At 73.4% G+C, this 16,872-nt stretch carries 16 protein-coding genes and 1 tRNA gene; 12 read left to right on the top strand and 5 right to left on the bottom strand.

Annotated elements, in window-relative coordinates; genetic code table 11:
* Window position 1 precedes the first annotated feature (1 nt).
* A complete protein-coding gene (locus tag IR158_RS15150; RefSeq protein WP_291814250.1) occupies window positions 2-217 on the top strand; it encodes a hypothetical protein in 216 nt (71 codons plus the stop codon).
* Between the two features lie 39 nt (window positions 218-256).
* Here IR158_RS15150 and IR158_RS15145 read toward each other — a convergent pair whose 3' ends face one another.
* Window positions 257-1,174: a ribonuclease Z gene (locus IR158_RS15145; RefSeq protein WP_291814249.1), complete on the bottom strand. Its 918-nt coding sequence runs from the start codon at window positions 1,172-1,174 to the stop codon at window positions 257-259.
* A gap of 213 nt (window positions 1,175-1,387) precedes the next feature.
* On the opposite strand from IR158_RS15145, the gene IR158_RS15140 reads away from it, so the two are divergent.
* The 4 genes from IR158_RS15140 (at window position 1,388) to IR158_RS15125 (ending at window position 3,868) form a co-directional block, all read left to right on the top strand.
* Window positions 1,388-1,460 (top strand) — tRNA-Arg (locus IR158_RS15140).
* A 233-nt stretch (window positions 1,461-1,693) separates the two neighbouring features.
* Window positions 1,694-2,917, top strand: coding sequence for a Fic family protein (locus IR158_RS15135; protein ID WP_291814247.1), 1,224 nt, complete (start codon window positions 1,694-1,696; stop codon window positions 2,915-2,917).
* Between the two features lie 219 nt (window positions 2,918-3,136).
* Window positions 3,137-3,292 carry a hypothetical protein gene (locus IR158_RS15130; protein WP_291814246.1) on the top strand — a complete coding sequence of 52 codons (156 nt, stop codon included), beginning with the start codon at window positions 3,137-3,139 and terminating at the stop codon, window positions 3,290-3,292.
* Window positions 3,293-3,484: 192 nt separating this feature from the next.
* Window positions 3,485-3,868 carry a hypothetical protein gene (locus IR158_RS15125; protein WP_291814244.1) on the top strand — a complete coding sequence of 128 codons (384 nt, stop codon included), beginning with the start codon at window positions 3,485-3,487 and terminating at the stop codon, window positions 3,866-3,868.
* A 13-nt stretch (window positions 3,869-3,881) separates the two neighbouring features.
* On the opposite strand, the gene IR158_RS15120 is transcribed toward IR158_RS15125, so the two are convergent.
* Entirely contained in the window at window positions 3,882-4,271 is a 390-nt protein-coding gene (locus IR158_RS15120) for a hypothetical protein (RefSeq protein ID WP_291814242.1), read from the bottom strand.
* A gap of 48 nt (window positions 4,272-4,319) precedes the next feature.
* Window positions 4,320-4,949, bottom strand: coding sequence for a TetR family transcriptional regulator (locus tag IR158_RS15115; RefSeq protein WP_291814241.1), 630 nt, complete (start codon window positions 4,947-4,949; stop codon window positions 4,320-4,322).
* A 121-nt stretch (window positions 4,950-5,070) separates the two neighbouring features.
* On the opposite strand from IR158_RS15115, the gene IR158_RS15110 reads away from it, so the two are divergent.
* The gene (locus tag IR158_RS15110; RefSeq protein ID WP_291814239.1) at window positions 5,071-7,023 is read left to right on the top strand and encodes an FAD-dependent oxidoreductase; all 1,953 of its coding nucleotides are present in this window, start codon (window positions 5,071-5,073) and stop codon (window positions 7,021-7,023) included.
* A 100-nt stretch (window positions 7,024-7,123) separates the two neighbouring features.
* Window positions 7,124-7,393, top strand: coding sequence for a hypothetical protein (locus IR158_RS15105; RefSeq protein ID WP_291814238.1), 270 nt, complete (start codon window positions 7,124-7,126; stop codon window positions 7,391-7,393).
* A 54-nt stretch (window positions 7,394-7,447) separates the two neighbouring features.
* On the opposite strand, the gene IR158_RS15100 is transcribed toward IR158_RS15105, so the two are convergent.
* A complete protein-coding gene (locus IR158_RS15100) occupies window positions 7,448-8,047 on the bottom strand; it encodes a hypothetical protein (RefSeq protein ID WP_291814236.1) in 600 nt (199 codons plus the stop codon).
* A gap of 299 nt (window positions 8,048-8,346) precedes the next feature.
* Here IR158_RS15100 and IR158_RS15095 point away from each other — a divergent pair, with 299 nt between their 5' ends.
* The 4 genes from IR158_RS15095 (at window position 8,347) to IR158_RS15080 (ending at window position 15,282) form a co-directional block, all read left to right on the top strand.
* Window positions 8,347-10,290 carry an endo-1,4-beta-xylanase gene (locus tag IR158_RS15095; RefSeq protein ID WP_291814235.1) on the top strand — a complete coding sequence of 648 codons (1,944 nt, stop codon included), beginning with the start codon at window positions 8,347-8,349 and terminating at the stop codon, window positions 10,288-10,290.
* Window positions 10,291-10,451: 161 nt separating this feature from the next.
* The gene (locus IR158_RS15090) at window positions 10,452-11,474 is read left to right on the top strand and encodes a 3-oxoacyl-ACP synthase III (protein ID WP_291814234.1); all 1,023 of its coding nucleotides are present in this window, start codon (window positions 10,452-10,454) and stop codon (window positions 11,472-11,474) included.
* Complete coding sequence (locus tag IR158_RS15085; RefSeq protein ID WP_291814233.1) at window positions 11,471-14,293, top strand: alpha/beta fold hydrolase; 2,823 nt, start codon at window positions 11,471-11,473, stop codon at window positions 14,291-14,293. The genes IR158_RS15090 and IR158_RS15085 overlap by 4 nt, the downstream gene beginning before the upstream one ends.
* Window positions 14,290-15,282, top strand: coding sequence for an NAD(P)-dependent oxidoreductase (locus tag IR158_RS15080; RefSeq protein WP_291814232.1), 993 nt, complete (start codon window positions 14,290-14,292; stop codon window positions 15,280-15,282). Before IR158_RS15085 ends, IR158_RS15080 begins: the two co-directional genes overlap by 4 nt.
* Window positions 15,283-15,399: 117 nt before the next feature.
* Here IR158_RS15080 and IR158_RS15075 read toward each other — a convergent pair whose 3' ends face one another.
* Window positions 15,400-16,047, bottom strand: coding sequence for a hypothetical protein (locus IR158_RS15075; protein WP_291814231.1), 648 nt, complete (start codon window positions 16,045-16,047; stop codon window positions 15,400-15,402).
* A 250-nt stretch (window positions 16,048-16,297) separates the two neighbouring features.
* Between IR158_RS15075 and IR158_RS15070 the strand changes: the two genes are divergently transcribed.
* Window positions 16,298-16,699: an OsmC family protein gene (locus IR158_RS15070; RefSeq protein ID WP_291814230.1), complete on the top strand. Its 402-nt coding sequence runs from the start codon at window positions 16,298-16,300 to the stop codon at window positions 16,697-16,699.
* Window positions 16,700-16,872: the final 173 nt, after the last annotated feature.

Genomic DNA, 16,872 nt, shown 5'->3' with positions numbered 1-16,872 from the left:
GATGGAGCTGCTCGTGCCCCCGACGTACGACCTGCTGTGGTCGGTCGCCGTCCTGGCCGTCCTGCCGCTGACGGTGCTCGCCCTGCTGCGTTGGCGCGCGGTGCCGACCCGCCACCCCGTGCTGTGGCTGCTCGCGATCCTGCTCCTGCCGGTGCTCGGCGCCGTGGTGTTCCTGGCGTGGGCGCCGCGGGGCGTCGGCGGACGAGAGCCCCGGTAGCCCGGTCGGAGACCGGCGCGACCTCGGTGGCGCCAGGGCTCAGCGGGCCGAGGGCGCAGGCGTCCCGCGACGTGCCGGGAGCGCGAACCTGTCGCCGTCGAGCGCGGCGTGCACGGTGGTCGTCGCGCCGGCGGCCCGCACGGCCGACTCGGCCTGCGCGCGCAGCGGCTCGACGTCCGGGTAGCGCGACGAGTAGTGGGCGAGGACGAGCGTGCGCGCGCCACCCGCTGCGGCCAGCACGCCCGCCTGGCCGGCCGTCAGGTGCAGGTGCTCGGCGGCGAGGTCGGCGTCCTCGTCGGCGTACGTGCACTCGGTGAGCAGCAGGTCGGCGCCGTCGGCCAGCTCCGTGGCCCCGTCGCACACCGCGGTGTCCATCACGACGGCCACGCGCTGCCCCGCACGTGGCACGCTCACGTCCTCCATCCGCACCCGCCCGACGTGCCCGTCGCGCGCGAGCCGGCCGACGTCCGGGCCGCTGATGCCCGCCGCCGCGAGCCGCTCGGGAAGGAAGGTGCGCCCGTCCGGCTCGCTCAGCCGGTACCCGTACGTCTCGACGCGGTGCCGCAGCGCGACGACCTCCAGCCCGTCCGCGACCGGTCCGGACGCGCCGTGCGGGTGCAGCCGCAGGTCCAGGCCCGGGCTCGCGAGGCCGACCAGCGCCCGCACCACGTCCTCGCCCGACGCCGGGTAGTGCAGGTCCACGGGGTGCTCGACGCCGTCCAGCACCATGCGGGACAGCACGCCCGGCAGCCCGTAGCAGTGGTCGCCGTGCACGTGCGTCAGGCAGATGCGCGTCACCGCGGACGCCGCGACGCCCGCGTGGATCAGCTGCCGCTGCGTGCCCTCACCCGGGTCGACCAGCACGCCCGCGCCGTCCCAGCGCAGCAGGTAGCCGTTGTGGTTGCGGGTGCGCGTCGGCACCTGCGACGACGTCCCGAGGACGACGAGCTCACGCACGGGGACTCCTTGCCGGACGGAGTGTGAAGCGTTGCTGCCGGAATCCGGCAAGAACGCTTCACGCTCTCACGGTGGGTGCTGTGACGTGGCGACCAGCGTGTGTGGGGGTGTGCTGTGCTGGGCCCGGTGGGGGAGTGGTGGGGTCGGTGACCTGCCGCGGACAGGGCTGACCGGCCGGTAGGCTGGTCCGGCGTCGCCGGGACCCGGTGTCACGCGCCTGTAGCTCAGGGGATAGAGCACCGCTCTCCTAAAGCGGGTGTCGGCAGTTCGAATCTGCCCAGGCGCACAGTGTTGGTGCAGATCAAGGGTGGGTGGCCGCCGCGCGCGAGTCCCGCGGTGTTGGCAGGGCCTCGTGGCCAACAGGATGTCCGCGTCGGACGTGCTGCCCCAGGGCTCGTGTGGCCGTACGGCCACCAGGCGTATCGGGGTACGGCTGCAACTCGCAGCCTTCTATATGGGTCTCGCTCACTGAAGGCTAAGCGGCTAGACTTCAATAGTGCCCAAGGTTGTTGAAGCCTGATGAGCGGCCAGCAGACGGACGTCGTACCCGGTGCGGGCGACGACGCAGCGTGGCCCGCGCTCACCGCCGAGCCCCGCGACTGGACATCGAACCTCGATGATGGGCGCCTCAGCGTCTGGGAACGCCAGCGGATCTCGCGCCCCTACAGGGCGTCAGTCCTGCCACCGATCGCGCACCGGACCCCGCGCATCAGCAGCAACGTGCAAGTCCTCGTCAACGACGCGACCTCCGATGTCGCGCGGTTCGACAGCGAAGTCGCAACGATGCCTGTCCCCATGCCCGCGGTCCTGCTCCGCACCGAGTCGGCCTCCAGCTCCCAGATCGAGCATCTGACCACCAACGCCCGCAACCTCGCCATGGCAAGTCTCGGAGTTGGATCCAAGCAGAACGCCGAGCTCGTGGCCGCGAACGTGCGCGCCATGAATGAAGCCCTCGCCGTTGGCGACGACATCACCCCCGACACGATCCTTGCCGTTCACCACGCCTTGCTCACCGTGTCAGACCCCGACGTCGCCGGCCGATGGCGCGCCGAACAGGTGTGGGTGGGCGCCTCCGCGATCAGCCCGCACGGCGCCGACTTCATCCCCCCGCACCATGAACGCGTGCAGGCCGCGATCGACGACATGGTCACGTTCGCCGAGCGCGACGACATCCCCGCACTCACGCACGCAGCGCTCGTCCATGCCCAGTTCGAGACCATCCACCCGTTCGTCGACGGCAACGGGCGCACCGGCCGCGTGCTGCTGCAGCAGGTTCTGCGCCGCCGGGGCTTGACCCGGCACACGACCGTGCCCGTGTCCGCCGGCCTCTTGCGCGATCCCGACCGCTACTTCCGCGCGCTCACCAGCTACCGGGAAGGTGACCCCGACGTCATCGTCGAACAGGTCGCCTACGCGGCAGTGGCCGCCACCATCAACGGCCGTCACCTCGCCGACGACGTCATGGCCCTTCGCGCTGCATGGCAGGACCAGATCAAGGCCCGATCCGACTCGGCAGCGTGGCGCCTCATCGACGCACTCGTCGCCCAGCCCGTCGTGAACGCTGACTACGTCGCAGCGACGCTCGCCATCTCCGACCGTGGTGCCCGCAACGCCATCGAGGTCCTCGAGAAGGCCGGCGTCCTTCAACCGTCGACCTCGGCGCTACGGCACAAGGTCTGGCAGGCCCCGCAGGTTCTTGCCGCGATGGACGCGTTTGCCGCCCGTGCTGGGCGCCGCGCCTGACGCGACACGATGAGCGCGTGTGGGACGATGACGAAGGCGAGAACGACGGGTTCAGCGGGTGGGGCTACGAGCCGTCCTCCGCGAGCACGTGGGTCCGGCTGCGAGGGACCACGGGTTCCGCGGCATGGCACCGACCTGGCGCAGATGTAGCCCGTCGGGTGACTGGCAGTCGTGAACGTCCAGTCGTCGCCGTGGAGCACGAGCGAGTCGATGAGGTGCGTGATCAACCTGGCCCTGGCTCCCGCGCCGTGGCTCGACTGGGTGGAGGAGACGCTCGGTGCCGGTTATCCGAAGTCGGTCGGGGAGTCACTTGGTCTCTATCGGATTCGGCTGCACCCGACCGGGGCACCCGCCGGTGCCGACGTCTGGGCCTGATGAAGCGGGCGAGTCTGGGGAGTGTTCTTCGCGCGCGGAGGCCCTTCTCGTCGCCGACGACGGGCCTGGCCCGGAGCTCGACGGCTGCTCGCAGAGGCCTTCGCGAACACCATGGACATCCAGCGGGACCACGCGAGGCGCTTCGAGACGCGGGTGAGGCAGCGAGCGGCGACCGGGCTGAGCCGTCCGCCCGTGGGGGCTGACGACGTCGAGGACGCGTGCGACGTGGCAGCCGCGCGCTTCCGCGCCCTCGACGTCCCGGCAGCACGCCTGAACCTCGCGCTCCTCAACGCCCTGCACCACCGGTGGGCAGGCGCTGTGCGCCCTGACACCTCGATGTTCACGCTGCTGTTCACCCGCCCGGGCGAGACGGGCTACGCGTTCAGCGAGCGCGTCGAGGTCCAGTGGGAGACGGAGGGCAGAGTGCGGCTGGCTCTCGTCAGGGACGTCCCTCACCGTGGGCTCGAACGTCCCGGCGGACGCGTCACCGTGGCGGGAGACTTCACCCGACCCGAGAACGCCCTGCCCGCACTCGAAGCCCTGCTGCTCCAGCTCGCGACGCCCGACGAGGCGTAGCGAGCCGCTCGCCTCAGCCTTCGGCGATCGTGCGCTGGATATCGGCACCCGAGGTGACGACCACCGCCGACTCACCGACCCCCTCCGGGAGGTTGGCGCGTGCCGCCTCGCTGCAGATCATCGGCGGCACGCCCGGGGCCATGAGCGTCATGTCGCCCGTGGCGGCGAGCTTGGCGACGAGGTCCCAGGCCTGCTGGCCGCTGACGTGGTTGACCATGAAGCCGTTGCCCGGCTCGCCGATCCCGTACAGGTCCGCGGTCCCGTCGTCGAACTGCAGGAGCGCGAAGTCGGACTCGGGCTCCGTGCTCTTCACGTGGGGGGCGATGAGGTCACGGAGCGCGTCGCTGTCCGTCACCGCCAGCTCGCCGTCCACCATGCGCTGCACGAATACGTCGAAGCTCATGACGGGAGCGTCTCACCGGAAGGTCTGTCGGCTCAAGGCGGCGCCCACTCACCGTGTCAGCGTCCGCACCGACGGCTCGAACATCTCGCGCACGGTCGCCGCGAGCAGGTCGAGCGCAGCGCCGAGCCCGACCTCGTCGTCGGACCACGCCTCCAGGACGCTGGCCAGGACGCCGCGCATCCCGTAGCCGACCGCCTGCGCGACCGCCCGGTTGCGCGGGCCGGTGTCGGTGGCGGAGGCCAGCACGTGCGACGCGATCAGCTCGGCCCAGCCCGAGACCAGCGGCCGCGCCCACGCGTGCGGGACCGTCGGGTCCTGCGCCAGGACCTGCAGGCGCAGCCGGTAGAACTCCCGGTCGGCGTCGTCGTACCGGATGGAGGCGCGGACCGCGTCGATGACCTGCTCGAGCACGTCACCGCCGGCCGGGGCGGCGCGCAGGTGCTGGGCGACGACCTCCTGGTTGGCGGTGTAGTCGTCGCCGAGGACGTCGAGCTTGGTGGGGAAGTAGCGGAAGAACGTGTTGCGCCCGATGCCGGCGGCCTGGGCGATGCGCTCGACGCTCGTCGCCGCGTAGCCGTGGGCGGCGAACTCGCGCATCGCGGCGTCGCGGATCGCGCGGTGCGTGGTCGCACGGGGCCGGCCGGGGCCCGGAGGAGGGGGCGGCTCGGGGGCGATCACGTCGGGTACTCCTCGTGGCAGGTGAGGCCGACCTTATCGGGACGATGGGCCTGAGCCGTTGTTTCGGGACGCCAGTACGTTGCCAGTACCGAAAAGCCGGGCCTGTACGAAGGAGTGCGTCATGCTCTACCCCCACCTGTTCTCGCCGCTGACCGTGCGGGGCGTGACGCTCAAGAACCGGGTCGACTTCCCCGCCATGGCGACCAAGATGGGCGCCGACGGCGGTTACGTCACCGACGCGCTCATCGACTACCACGTCGCCCGCGCCCGCGGCGGTTGCGGCCTGCTCACCGTCGAGGCGACGTCCGTGCACAAGCCCACGGCGCCGCGCAACTTCATGTCGATCGCCGACGACTCCTACCTCGAGGGCTGGATCCGCTTCAACGAGGCCGTCCACGCCGCCGGGGGCAAGACCTGCATCCAGCTGTGGCAGGGCGGCATCATCACGCCCGGCCAGGACCCGGCCACGTACGCCGTCATCCCCAGCGACATGCCGGTCGCCGGCGGCGTCGTCCTGCCCGGAGCGACCGTGGAGACGATCGCGGAGATCGTGCAGGCGTGGGGCGAGGCGGCAGCGCGCGCGGTCGCGGCGGGCTTCGACGTCCTGGAGTTCCACGCCGGCCACAACTACTCCCCGGAGATGTTCCTCTCGCCCGGGTTCAACCGCCGCACCGACGAGTACGGCGGCAGCGCCGAGAACCGCATGCGCTACCCCCTGGAGTGCATCGACGCGATCCGCGCGGCCATCCCGGACGACGTCCCGCTCATGATGCGCGTCTCCGCGGGCGACGACGGGGTCCCGGGCGGCAACACCGTCGACGACGTCATCGCCTTCACCAAGGTCGCGCGTGAGCACGGCGTCGACATGGTGAACGTGTCGCGCGGGACCGTGATGAGCGTGAACCTGCAGGTCCCGACGATGGACCACGACCGTGGTTTCAACGTCCACAACGCCGCCAAGTTCAAGGCGGACACCGGCCTGGTCACCGTCGCCGTCGGCCGCATCAACGACCCGCAGCAGGCCGAGGACATCATCGCGTCGGGGCAGGCGGACATGGTCGTCATGGGCCGCGCCCAGATCGCCGACGCCGAGTTCTGCACCAAGGCGATGGCGGGCGAGGAGTGGCGGATCATCCGCTGCATCGGCTGCAACCAGGGCTGCTTCGACCGGATCGCCGCGGCGAACGCCTCGACGTTCCCGCACATCTCGTGCCTGCAGAACCCGGCCGTGGGACGCGAGGCCGAGTTCCGCATCCCCAAGACCGACAACCCCCGCACGGTCCTCATCGCCGGCGGCGGCATCGGCGGCATGGAGGCCGCCGAGCGCCTGCACGCGCTCGGGCACAAGCCGATCCTGTGCGAGGCGTCGGCGAGGCTCGGCGGGCAGTTCTACATGGCCGGGCTCGCCCCGCGGAAGCAGGAGATGAGCGACGCGGCGCTGAGCCGGGCCAGCACGCTCGAGCACTTCGGTGTCGACGTGCGGCTGAGCACGCCCGTGACGCCGGAGCTCATCGACCAGGTGGCACCGGACGAGGTGATCATCGCGATCGGCTCGACCCCCATCACCCTGGACCTCGAGGGCTCGGACCAGAACTCGGTCATCGACACCGAGACGGTCCTGACCGGCTACTCCCAGCTCACGGGCGACGTCGTGGTCATCGGTGGCGGGCTCGTCGGCCTCGAGGTCGCCGAGTACCTCGCCCAGAACGACCCGCGCGTCACGTCCGTCACGGTCGTCGAGATGGGCTCGGAGGTGGGCCGCGACCTGGGCACGCTGCGCAAGCAGGAGGTCATGACGCACCTCGCCCTGCACGAGGTCGCGACGGTCGTGGACACGCGCTGCCTGCGGATCAACGCCGAGGGGGTCGTCGTCGAGCACGACGGCGAGGTCTCGACCATCCCCGCCACCGGCGTCGTCGTCGCCGTCGGCTCGCGCTCCCTGGACACCACCGAGCTCACCGACCACTGCCTGGCCAGGAAGATCCCGTTCCACATCATCGGCGACGCCCGCTCACCGCGACGCGCGATCGACGCCGTCGCCGAGGCCGCGGAGGTCGCGATCTCGATGCGGTGACGCGCGTGGCGCTCGGTCAGCCGAACACCTTCGTGTTCGCGCTACGGTTCGGCGGATCGGTCACGCCGCCCGGACGGTGGGAGGGAGCGTCGAGGCGGAGGTGCGCAACGAGTCGGGCAGGGACGGGCTCACGGTCGTCGTCGTCGATGCGCAGGGGCTGGACTCGTTCACGAGCACCATGGAGGAGTCCGCCTACCTCGACACCCAGTGGGTCGACCGTGAGCTCCAGTGCCTCGTCGAGCAGGACGGGCACCTGGAGATCCGCGACGCCGACGGCGACGTGATCGTCCGGCACGACTTCGCCGACCGGCCCATGTGCGACGGCGACGTGGGCGTCCTGGGTGAGGACGGCACGCTCACCTGGGAGTAGTCAGGCAGGTCGTCGAACGAGTCCTCGCCGGCACGTACCCGGACGGCTCGGTCGTCATGTCCACCTACCCCGCCGTCGACGCACGGCGATGCGGGTGCCGACGGCGATGTTGACCGCTCCCACGACGAGCGGGAGCATCCCGTCGGCGCCACCGGGAGTCGCCGCGAGCGCGGCGCCGCCGGCGAAGGCGACGGCCCCGCACACGAGGTACGTCCACATGCGCCTGCGGGACGGCGGGAACGCCATCGCCTCGCGCGGTTCGAGGGGCGTCGGCACGGGCGGCTCACCCCGCGGGCCGGGCGGTGCGCTCGGCCACGGCCAGGCGAGGACGTCGGCAGGGGCGGTCTCGAACCCGGGGTCGATCGGTGTGCTCGGCAGGCGGTCGAACCAGTAGCGGTCGACGAGGTCACCGATCTGCTCAGCGGTCACGCAGCGGCTCGTCACGACGACCACCTCGCGGTCCTCGTGGACCACGTCGTCGACGCCCGGGACCTGCTGGAGCATCGCGACGGTCCCCGTGACCAGGCGCTCGTAGGGGTGCGCGGCGACGTCCGAGAACCCGAGCTCGGTACGCAGCCGCCCGTCACGCAGGGTCGTGACCTGCTCGATCCAGTACACGGGCTCGCCGGCGAGCAGACCGGGCAGTCTCTCCACGTCTGACCATCGGCACACCGCACGCAGTGCCTGAGTCTCGCCCCCGCAGGCCGCAGCATGCGGGGAGCACGGATCCTTGACGCCGCCCGTCACCCTCCTTACGGTGTCACCCACTCGGCCTAGTGAACGTTCTCCGTCGACGACGACGTCGGCGCCTGCCCGCGGACCGCAACGGCTGTCCCGGGTGGCTGCTGGTGATCGTTCGCGACCGGCGGACCCCTCGGGCGGGTGGTGAAGATGCCAGCAGGCGGGGGGTCGCCTCTCGCCGCCGGCTCCGGTGCAGGTTCGAAGGGGGATCGATGAGCGATCGAGGGACCACACAAGGAAGCGGCGGAGCGCCGACGGCGGGTCTGCGCAGCGCCCGGCGGCGGGCGGCGCGATGGCTGGGTGCCGGGGTCGCGATCGTCGTCGCGAGCGTCGGCCTCGGCGCCCCGGCCCAGGCGGCGGTCGCCGAGACCTACGAGGTCGAGATCCGCGCGGCCAAGCACGGGACCGTCACCGGCGCGGGCAGCTACGAGGCGGGCGAGACCGTCCAGCTGACGGCGACGCCGCGCGAGGGGCACGTCTGGGGCGGCTGGACGTCGGCCGACCTGGAGTGGATCGGCGCACGCGTCGACTCCTTCACGATGCCGGAGCACGACGTCGTCCTCGAGACGTCGTTCCGCAAGGCGATCAAGCCGCTCAAGGACGTCTACCGCGACTACTTCGACGTCGGCAACATCTACTCCCACCCCGGCACGTACGCCGAGGGGTCGCCCAACTCGGCGACGATCGACCGGCACTACAACGTCATGACGGCCGAGAACGCCATGAAGCCGGACCAGCTGCTGCCGAACGACAACATCGACCCCGAGACCGGTGAGTTCACCTTCACCTTCGACGCGGCCGACGCGTTCGTCGACGAGACGCTGGCACGCGGGATGAAGGTGCACGGGCACGTGCTCGTCTGGCACGGCCAGTCGCCCGCCCGCATCAACAGCGGCACCACGGGCGGCACCCGCGCCCAGGCCAAGGCCAACATGGAGCGGTACATCGAGGAGGTGCTCACGCACTTCCAGGGCCGCACCGTGTCCTGGGACGTCGTGAACGAGGCGTTCGTCGACGGGCTCGCGGAGTTCGACCCCGCGACGCAGGACTGGCGCGACTTCCTGCGCGGCGGCCCCAACGGCGGCTTCTCGCGCTGGTACAGCTCCTACGCCAACGGCGCCGACACCGCGGCGGGCGAGCACCCGGCCGACTTCCTCTACGACGCGTTCGTCTTCGCCCGCCAGTACGGCCCGGAGACGCGGCTGGAGTACAACGACTTCAACGTGTTCCAGTCCGAGGGGAAGGCGCAGGCCATCATCGCGATGGCCACCGACCTCAACGAGCGGTACGCCGCCGAGCACCCCGAGGACCCGCGCCCGCTGGTCGAGGCCATCGGCATGCAGTCGCACAACTACATCAACCAGACGCCTGCCTACGCGTGCTCGGACCTCACGCGGCTGCCGCGGCTCGTGGACGACGCCGCGGCGGAGTGGCAGCCGGGGGCGTGCTCGAACGAGGCGTCCGTGGAGCGCTCGATCCAGCTGATCGTCGAGGCGGGCTTCTCGGTGAGCATCAGCGAGCTCGACCTGCAGGTGTGGGAGGCGTGGAACGGCCAGCCCGAGGGCGACGACCGGGCCGCGTACCGCGACCTGACCGACCCGTCCGTCAAGGACCGCATCTCCCGTGAGGGGTTCACCTACTGGGAGGGCAAGATCACCAACCGGGCCGAGCTGGAGAAGATCCAGGCCCAGCGGTTCGCGGAGTACTTCGCGGTCTACAAGAAGTACTCGACCGACATCAACCGGGTGACGTTCTGGGGCCTGACGGACCAGCTCAGCTGGCGGTCGACCCACAACCCGCTGATCTTCAACAGCGACTTCTCCGAGAAGCTCGGGGCGGTGGCCGTCGCCGACCCCGAGAAGTGGCTGGGCCTGCGCAAGCAGATCACCGACACCTCCGGGCTCGAGGCCGCGCTCGCGACCGTCGCGGAGCTCGACCTGCGCGGGCACACCTACACGGGCAGGAGCGTCGCCGCGGTGAAGAAGGCCGAGGCCCGCGCCAAGGCCGTCCTCGCCCACGGCGCACCGCAGGCCAAGGTGAACGAGGCGACCGCCGCGCTGCTCGACGCCGTCGCCGCGCTCGAGCCGAAGCCCACCAAGCCGCCGAAGCCGACCAAGCCGCCGAAGCCGCCGAAGCCCGGCCACCCCCGGTCCTGACGGTTCCCGACGAGGCCGAGGCCCTCGCGGGCGCCGGGGCGAGAACGCTCCGGACGCCCGCGGGGGCCTCGGCCTTCGCGCGCCCACGCGCCGCCCACCGCCGTGCACGCTCCGGCCGGCCAGGGGAGGATGGGCTCTCCGTGACCTGGAGAGGCGTGTGAGTGGCAGGCAACGCGACAACGACATTCCGCAACGCGGCCCTGCTGTCCCTGGCCGCCGTCACACCTGACCGCGTGACCACGTCCGCGGAGCTCGACGGCCGGCTGCGGCCCGTCCTGGAGCGGCTTTCGCTGCCGACGGGCCTGCTCGAGCGCATCGCGGGCGTCCACGAGCGCCGCAACTGGGCGCAGGGGCAGAGCTTCGACGCCGCGACCATCGAGGCGGGCGCGAAGGCGCTCGCCGAGGCCGGTGTCGACCGCGGGCGGATCGGCCTGATCGTCAACACGTCGGTCACGCGCCCGCACCTCGAGCCCTCCGTCGCGGTGCGCATGCACCACGGCCTGGGCCTGCCGTCGTCGGCCGTGAACTTCGACATCGCCAACGCGTGCCTCGGGTTCGTCAACGGCATGAGCCTCGCGGCCCAGCTGATCGACGCCGGGCAGATCGAGTACGCGCTGGTCGTCGACGGCGAGGACGCCGACGAGGTCCAGCACAACACCGTCGCGCGGCTGTCCCGCGACGGCACGACGCGCGCGGACTTCATGCGCGAGTTCCCCACCCTCACGCTCGGCTCGGGCGCGGCCGCCGCGGTCCTCGGCCCCGCCGACGCGCACCCCTCCGGGCACCGCCTGCTGGGCGGCGTGACCCGCGCCGCGACGCAGTTCAACGAGCTGTGCGTCGGCGGCGTCAACGGCATGTACACGGACGCGAAGGCGCTGCTGCGCGGCGGCATGCAGCTCGTCATGGCCGCGTGGGAGGAGGCCCGCGAGCACTTCGAGTGGTCCCACATGGACCGCTACGTGATGCACCAGGTCTCCGACGTGCACACCGACGCGATCATCAAGGCGGCCAAGCTCGACCGGGCGCGCGTGCCGCTGACGTACCCGCGGTTCGGCAACGTCGGACCGGCGTCGATCCCGATCACGCTGGCCCACGAGGCGTCGAGCCTGACGCCGGGGGACCGCGTGCTGCTCATGGGCGTCGGCTCCGGGATCAACACCGCGATGCTGGAGCTCGCCTGGTGACACGTCCCACCACGGGGCCGGCCGGCCGGCTGCCCGCGCCGACGCCCGCGCCCGCACAGCTCCCGCCGGACGGCCTGCCGGGCCTCGACCCCGCGTGGTCGCGGCTCGTGACCGCGCGGGAGACGCCGCTGCCGGGGTCACCCGGGACGCCCGCCGACGGCACGCCCGCCGTCGAGCGCACCTGGCACGTGCTCGACACCGCACCGGCCCTCGCCGCCCGGGGCGTCACGCCCGTCGGGACGCTGCTGTGCGTGCACGGCAACCCCACGTGGGCGTACCTGTGGCGCGACCTCGCCGCCGCCACGCTCGCCGCCGCGCACGCCGACGACGGCCCGGGCGCGTGGCGCGTCGTCGCCGTCGACCAGCTGGAGATGGGCTTCTCCGAGCGGACGGGCACGCACCGGACGCTGCGCCGCCGCGTGCGGGACCTCGGCGACCTCACCGACGCGCTCGCGCTGGAGGGGCCTGTCGTCACGGTGGGGCACGACTGGGGTGGCGTCGTCTCGCTCGGCTGGGCCGTCGACCACGTCGACGCGCTCGCGGGCGTCGTCCTGCTCGACACGGCGGTGCACCAGCCGCCGGACCGGCCGATCCCGCTGCCGCTGCGCCTCGCGCTCGGCGCGCTCGCGCCGTCGACGGTCGCGACGCCCGCGTTCCTCGAGACGACGCTCGCGCTCGCGCACCCGTCGCTGCCCGACGACGTCAAGGACGCCTACCGGGCGCCGTACCGCACGGCCGAGCGCCGCGCGGGGATCGGCGCGTTCGTCGCGGACATCCCCGTCGGTCCCGGGCACCCGAGCGTGGACGAGCTCGACCGCGTCGCGGAGCGCGTCCGTGGCCTCGACGTCCCGGCGCTGGTGCTGTGGGGCCCGCGGGACCCCGTCTTCGGTGAGGCCCACCTCGGGGACCTGCTCGCGCGGCTGCCGCAGGCGCAGGTGCACCGCTTCGAGGGCGCGGGGCACCTGGTCGCCGAGGACGTCGACGTCGCGGGCGCCGTCACGACGTGGCTCGCGGACCGCCGCGCGACGGGCCCGGACGGCACTGCCGCGACGCGCGCCGACACCACCGCCGCGACGCGCGCCGACACCACCGCCGCGAACGACGCCCGGGCGCCGCTGTGGCGCCGGCTCGACGACCTGGCCGACGACGACTCGACGGCGCTCGTCGAGATGGCGCCGCCCACCGGTGGGGGCGTGCGGACCGTCACGTGGCGTCTGCTCGCGCGGCGCGTGCGTGAGCTCGCGGCGGGGCTGCACGCGGCCGGTGTGCGCCGCGGGGACCGGGTGTCGCTGCTCGTCCCGCCCGGGGCCGACCTGACCGCGACCCTCTACGCGTGCCTGCGGATCGGGGCCGTCGTCGTCGTCGCGGACGCCGGGCTCGGTGCCCGCGGCCTGACGCGGGCCGTCCGTGGTGCGCAACCGACCGTCGTGGTGGGGGAGCGCAAGGGCCTGGCCGCGGCGCGTGCCCTCGGCTGGCCGGGGCGTCGCGTGTCGACGACGACGCTGCCCCCGGCCACCGCAGCCGTGCTCGGCGTCGAGGTGAGCCTGCCCGACCTGGTCGACCTCGGCGTCGGGACCGAGCTGCCGCCCGAGCCGGCACCCGACGACGTCGCGGCCATCCTGTTCACGTCGGGGTCCACCGGCCCCGCCAAGGGCGTCGCGTACACGCACGCGCAGCTCTCGGCGATGCGCGACGCGCTCGCGGCGCAGTACGGCCTGGGCGTCGGGACGGGCCTGGTCGCGGGCTTCGCACCGTTCGCGCTGCTCGGCCCCGCGCTCGGCTGCCGCTCGGTCACGCCCGACATGGACGTCACGTCCCCGCGCACGCTCACCGCGCGGGCGGTCGCGGCCGCCGTCGAGGCCGCCACCGTCGACCTTCCCGGCCCGACCGCGGTGTTCCTGTCGCCCGCGGCCCTCGCCAACGTCGTCGCGACGGCGGGCGACCTCACGGCCGACGACGAGCGCGCCCTCGGTCGCGTCGGGCTCCTGCTGTCCGCGGGTGCACCCGTCGGGGAGGCGCTGCTCGCGGCGGTCGGCGACCTGCTGCCCGGCGCGGTGCCGCACACGCCGTACGGCATGACCGAGGGCCTGCTGCTCACCGACGTGACGCTCGAGGAGATCCGCGCCGCCGGGTCCGGCGGGGCGGCGGGAGGGGTGTGCGTCGGACGGCCCGCGGCCGGCGTGACCGTGCGGATCAGCGCGCTCGACGCCGACGGGCGCGCGACCGGGCCCCTGGACGCGACGCCCGGCGTGACCGGCGAGGTCGTCGTCGCCGCGGCGCACGTGAAGGACCACTACGACCGGCTGTGGCTGACGGACCGCGAGAGCCGGCGCGGGACGCCGGACGGCGACGGACCTCGGGTGCCCGACGCGCAGGACGCGCTCGACGGCGTGGCACCCGGTGCGCGCTGGCACCGGACCGGTGACGTCGGGCACCTGGACGCCGAGGGCCGGCTGTGGGTCGAGGGGCGGCTCGCGCACGTCCTGCTCACCGCGGACGGGCCCGTCACCCCGGTCGGCCCCGAGCAGCGCGCGCAGTCCGTCCCCGGGGTGCGGCGCGCGGGCGTCGTCGGGGTGGGGCCGCGGGGCACGCAGCAGGTCGTCGTCGTGGTGGAGACCGAGCCGGGCGCGCGCCGGCCGGCGCTCGGGACGCCCGCGCTCACGGCCGCCGTGCGCGCCGCCGTCGGTCCGGCCGTCGCGGCGGTGCTCGTCGTGCCCGACCTGCCGACCGACGTCCGCCACAACTCCAAGGTCGACCGCACCCGGCTCGCGGCATGGGCCGAGGGCGTGCTCGCCGGCGGACGGCTGGGCCGGCCGTGAAGGTGCTGGTCACGGGAGCGTCCGGCCTGCTGGGACGCACCACCGGCGCACGGCTGCGCGACGTCGGGCACGAGGTCCGGACGTTCCAGCGCCGGCCCAGCGGCCTCGACGGCGTCCAGGACGTCCTCGGCTCGGTGACGGACCACGACGCCGTCGACCGCGCCGTCCGTGGCGTCGACGCGGTCGTGCACCTGGCGGCGAAGGTGTCGCTCGCGGGCGACGCGGCCGACTTCCGCCGCGTCAACGTCGACGGCACGCGCACGCTGCTCGCCGCGGCCGCACGCCGCGGCGTCACCGACGTGGTGCACGTGTCGTCACCGTCCGTCGCGCACACGGGGACGGCGATCGTCGGGGACGACGCGCCGCGCGCCGACCCGCAGCGCGCGCACGGCGACTACGCGCGCACCAAGGCGGAGGCCGAGCTCCTCGCGCTCGACGCCGACGGTGCCCTGCGGGTCGTGGCCGTCCGGCCGCACATCGTCTGGGGGCCGGGCGACGAGCAGCTCGTCGCGCGCGTCGCGCAGCGGGCACGGGCCGGACGGCTCCCGCTGCTGGGCCACGGCGCGGCGCTCATCGACACGACGTACCTCGACAACGCGGCGTCGGCGCTGGTCGCCGCGCTGCACCGGCTCGGCGACGACGACGGTGCCGTGCGGGGCCGGGCCTACGTCGTCACCAACGGCGAGCCGCGCACGGTCGCCGAGATGCTCGCGGGGATCTGTGCGGCCGTCGGTGCGCCTCCGCCGACGGCCCGCGTGCCCGGCGCGGTGGCTCGCGGTGCGGGCGCCGCGGTCGAGACCGCCTGGGGCCGGCTCCCGCTGCGCGGCACCGACGGGGAGCCGCCCATGACGCGGTTCCTCGCCGAGCAGCTGTCGACGGCGCACTGGTTCGACCAGCGCCGCACGCGTGCCGACCTGCGGTGGCGCCCCGAGGTGACGATCGACGAAGGGCTGCGGCGGCTGGCGCAGTGGCACGCGGCGCAGGGCTGAGCGACGGGGCGGACGTGAGCGACGACCGCGCGTGAACGACGACCGCGTGAACGACGACCGCGTGAACGGCGAGGGGCCGCCGAGACCCTGACGGTTCGGCGGCCCCTCGTCGAGGCGTCAGAGCGGGCCGGGCATGCCCTGGTGGTCGTTCGCCGGTGCGGGCGTGACGCCCGGCCCGGTCTCGGGCGCGGCGACCGGAGCGGCCTCGGCGCCGGACGCCCCGGCACCGAAGGCGCCGACGCCGTACGCCTCGGCGGCGGGCACCGGAGCCTCGTCCGGCGTCTTCGCCGCGGCGAAGGCCGACCGCAGGACCGCGAAGGAGCCGAGCGCGCCGAACCCGAGGGCCCAGCCGAAGTCCGGCAGGTAGTCGGGCAGCGCGTCGGGCAGGACCTCGAAGAACAGCGGCCAGAACTCGCCGTGCGTGAGAGCGGCCCAGGCGCTGAGCCCGCTGCCCTCGACGAACGCGGTCGCGCCGTCGTAGACCATGCCGGCGAAGAAGGCGAGGAGCAGCGTGACGGCCGTCGTCACGAGCACGACGGTGGCGCCGAGGCGGCTGATCCGACCCGCTCCCCACACGTACAGGCGGAGCGCGACGAAGGCGACGACGGCGCCGACGATCGCGGTCACGTAGCCCAGTCCCCAGATCAGGACCCAGGCCGCCACGCCCAGGGGGACGGTGGCCAGGGCGGCGAGCGTCCCGCGGCGGACGTTCTCGCGAACGGGTGCGGCCGGCGTCGTCACGACGTCGGCGGGGTTGTCAGACACGGGGACTCCCGGGGAGGTGGCCCGGGAGGGTCCCGGGCGAGCGCGAGCAGCGTAGCGACGGGGGAGTGGGCCGCGTGGCTGGTTTTCGGGTGGACCCTGCACGTCTCGCGCGGGGGTGCCGGGGTACTCGGCGGTAGCTTCCGGGCGTGGCTGCCGCTGCGCCGGCTCGGAGGTGAGCACCCACCAGGTGAGGGTGGTGCGCCGGCAGCCTGAGGGTGGAGCATGGCCCCGTCCGGACGAAGGAGCGCGCATGTCGCAGACGTACGCCGTGGTCGTGGCCGCGGGAAGCCTGCGCTCGCCGGAGCCGGACGCGACGACGGTCCCGCACCGGTGGACCGCCCAGGGCGTGACGATCGAGGCGCCGTTCACCGGCGCGCACCTGCTGCACACCGCCGTCGCCGGGTGCGTCCTCAACGACCTCTACCGGGAGGCGGACCGCCTGGGCGTCGTGCTGCACGGCGTGCGGGTCGCCGCACGGGGCGGCTTCGACGGCAGCTGGGCGTCCACCGGCATCACGTACGCGGTCGACCTCGACACCCCGTCCGCGTCCGAGGACGTCGAGCGTCTCCTCGCCGTGGTGGACGACGTCGCCGAGATCCCTCGCGCGGTCAGGGCCGGGGCGTCCGTGACGCGCGCGACCACGTCGTCGTGAGCGTGGCGGGCCTGCGCAGGACTACTCGGCGGTAGGCTTTCGATCAGCTGGTGATGGAGCAGGGCCAGGACCGTGCCGCGTGGTCGTTCACGGCGGCGTCCGGCCGAGTGGCACCACCGGCGTCAGCACGGACCCGTAGGCGCGCGCACGGGGGAAGCTGCGCGGTCTCACGG

Origin of the sequence: Cellulomonas sp. (genome assembly GCF_015234515.1) — a bacterium.
GTDB lineage: Bacteria > Actinomycetota > Actinomycetes > Actinomycetales > Cellulomonadaceae > Cellulomonas.
This window is presented reverse-complemented; position numbering and strand designations above follow the sequence as displayed.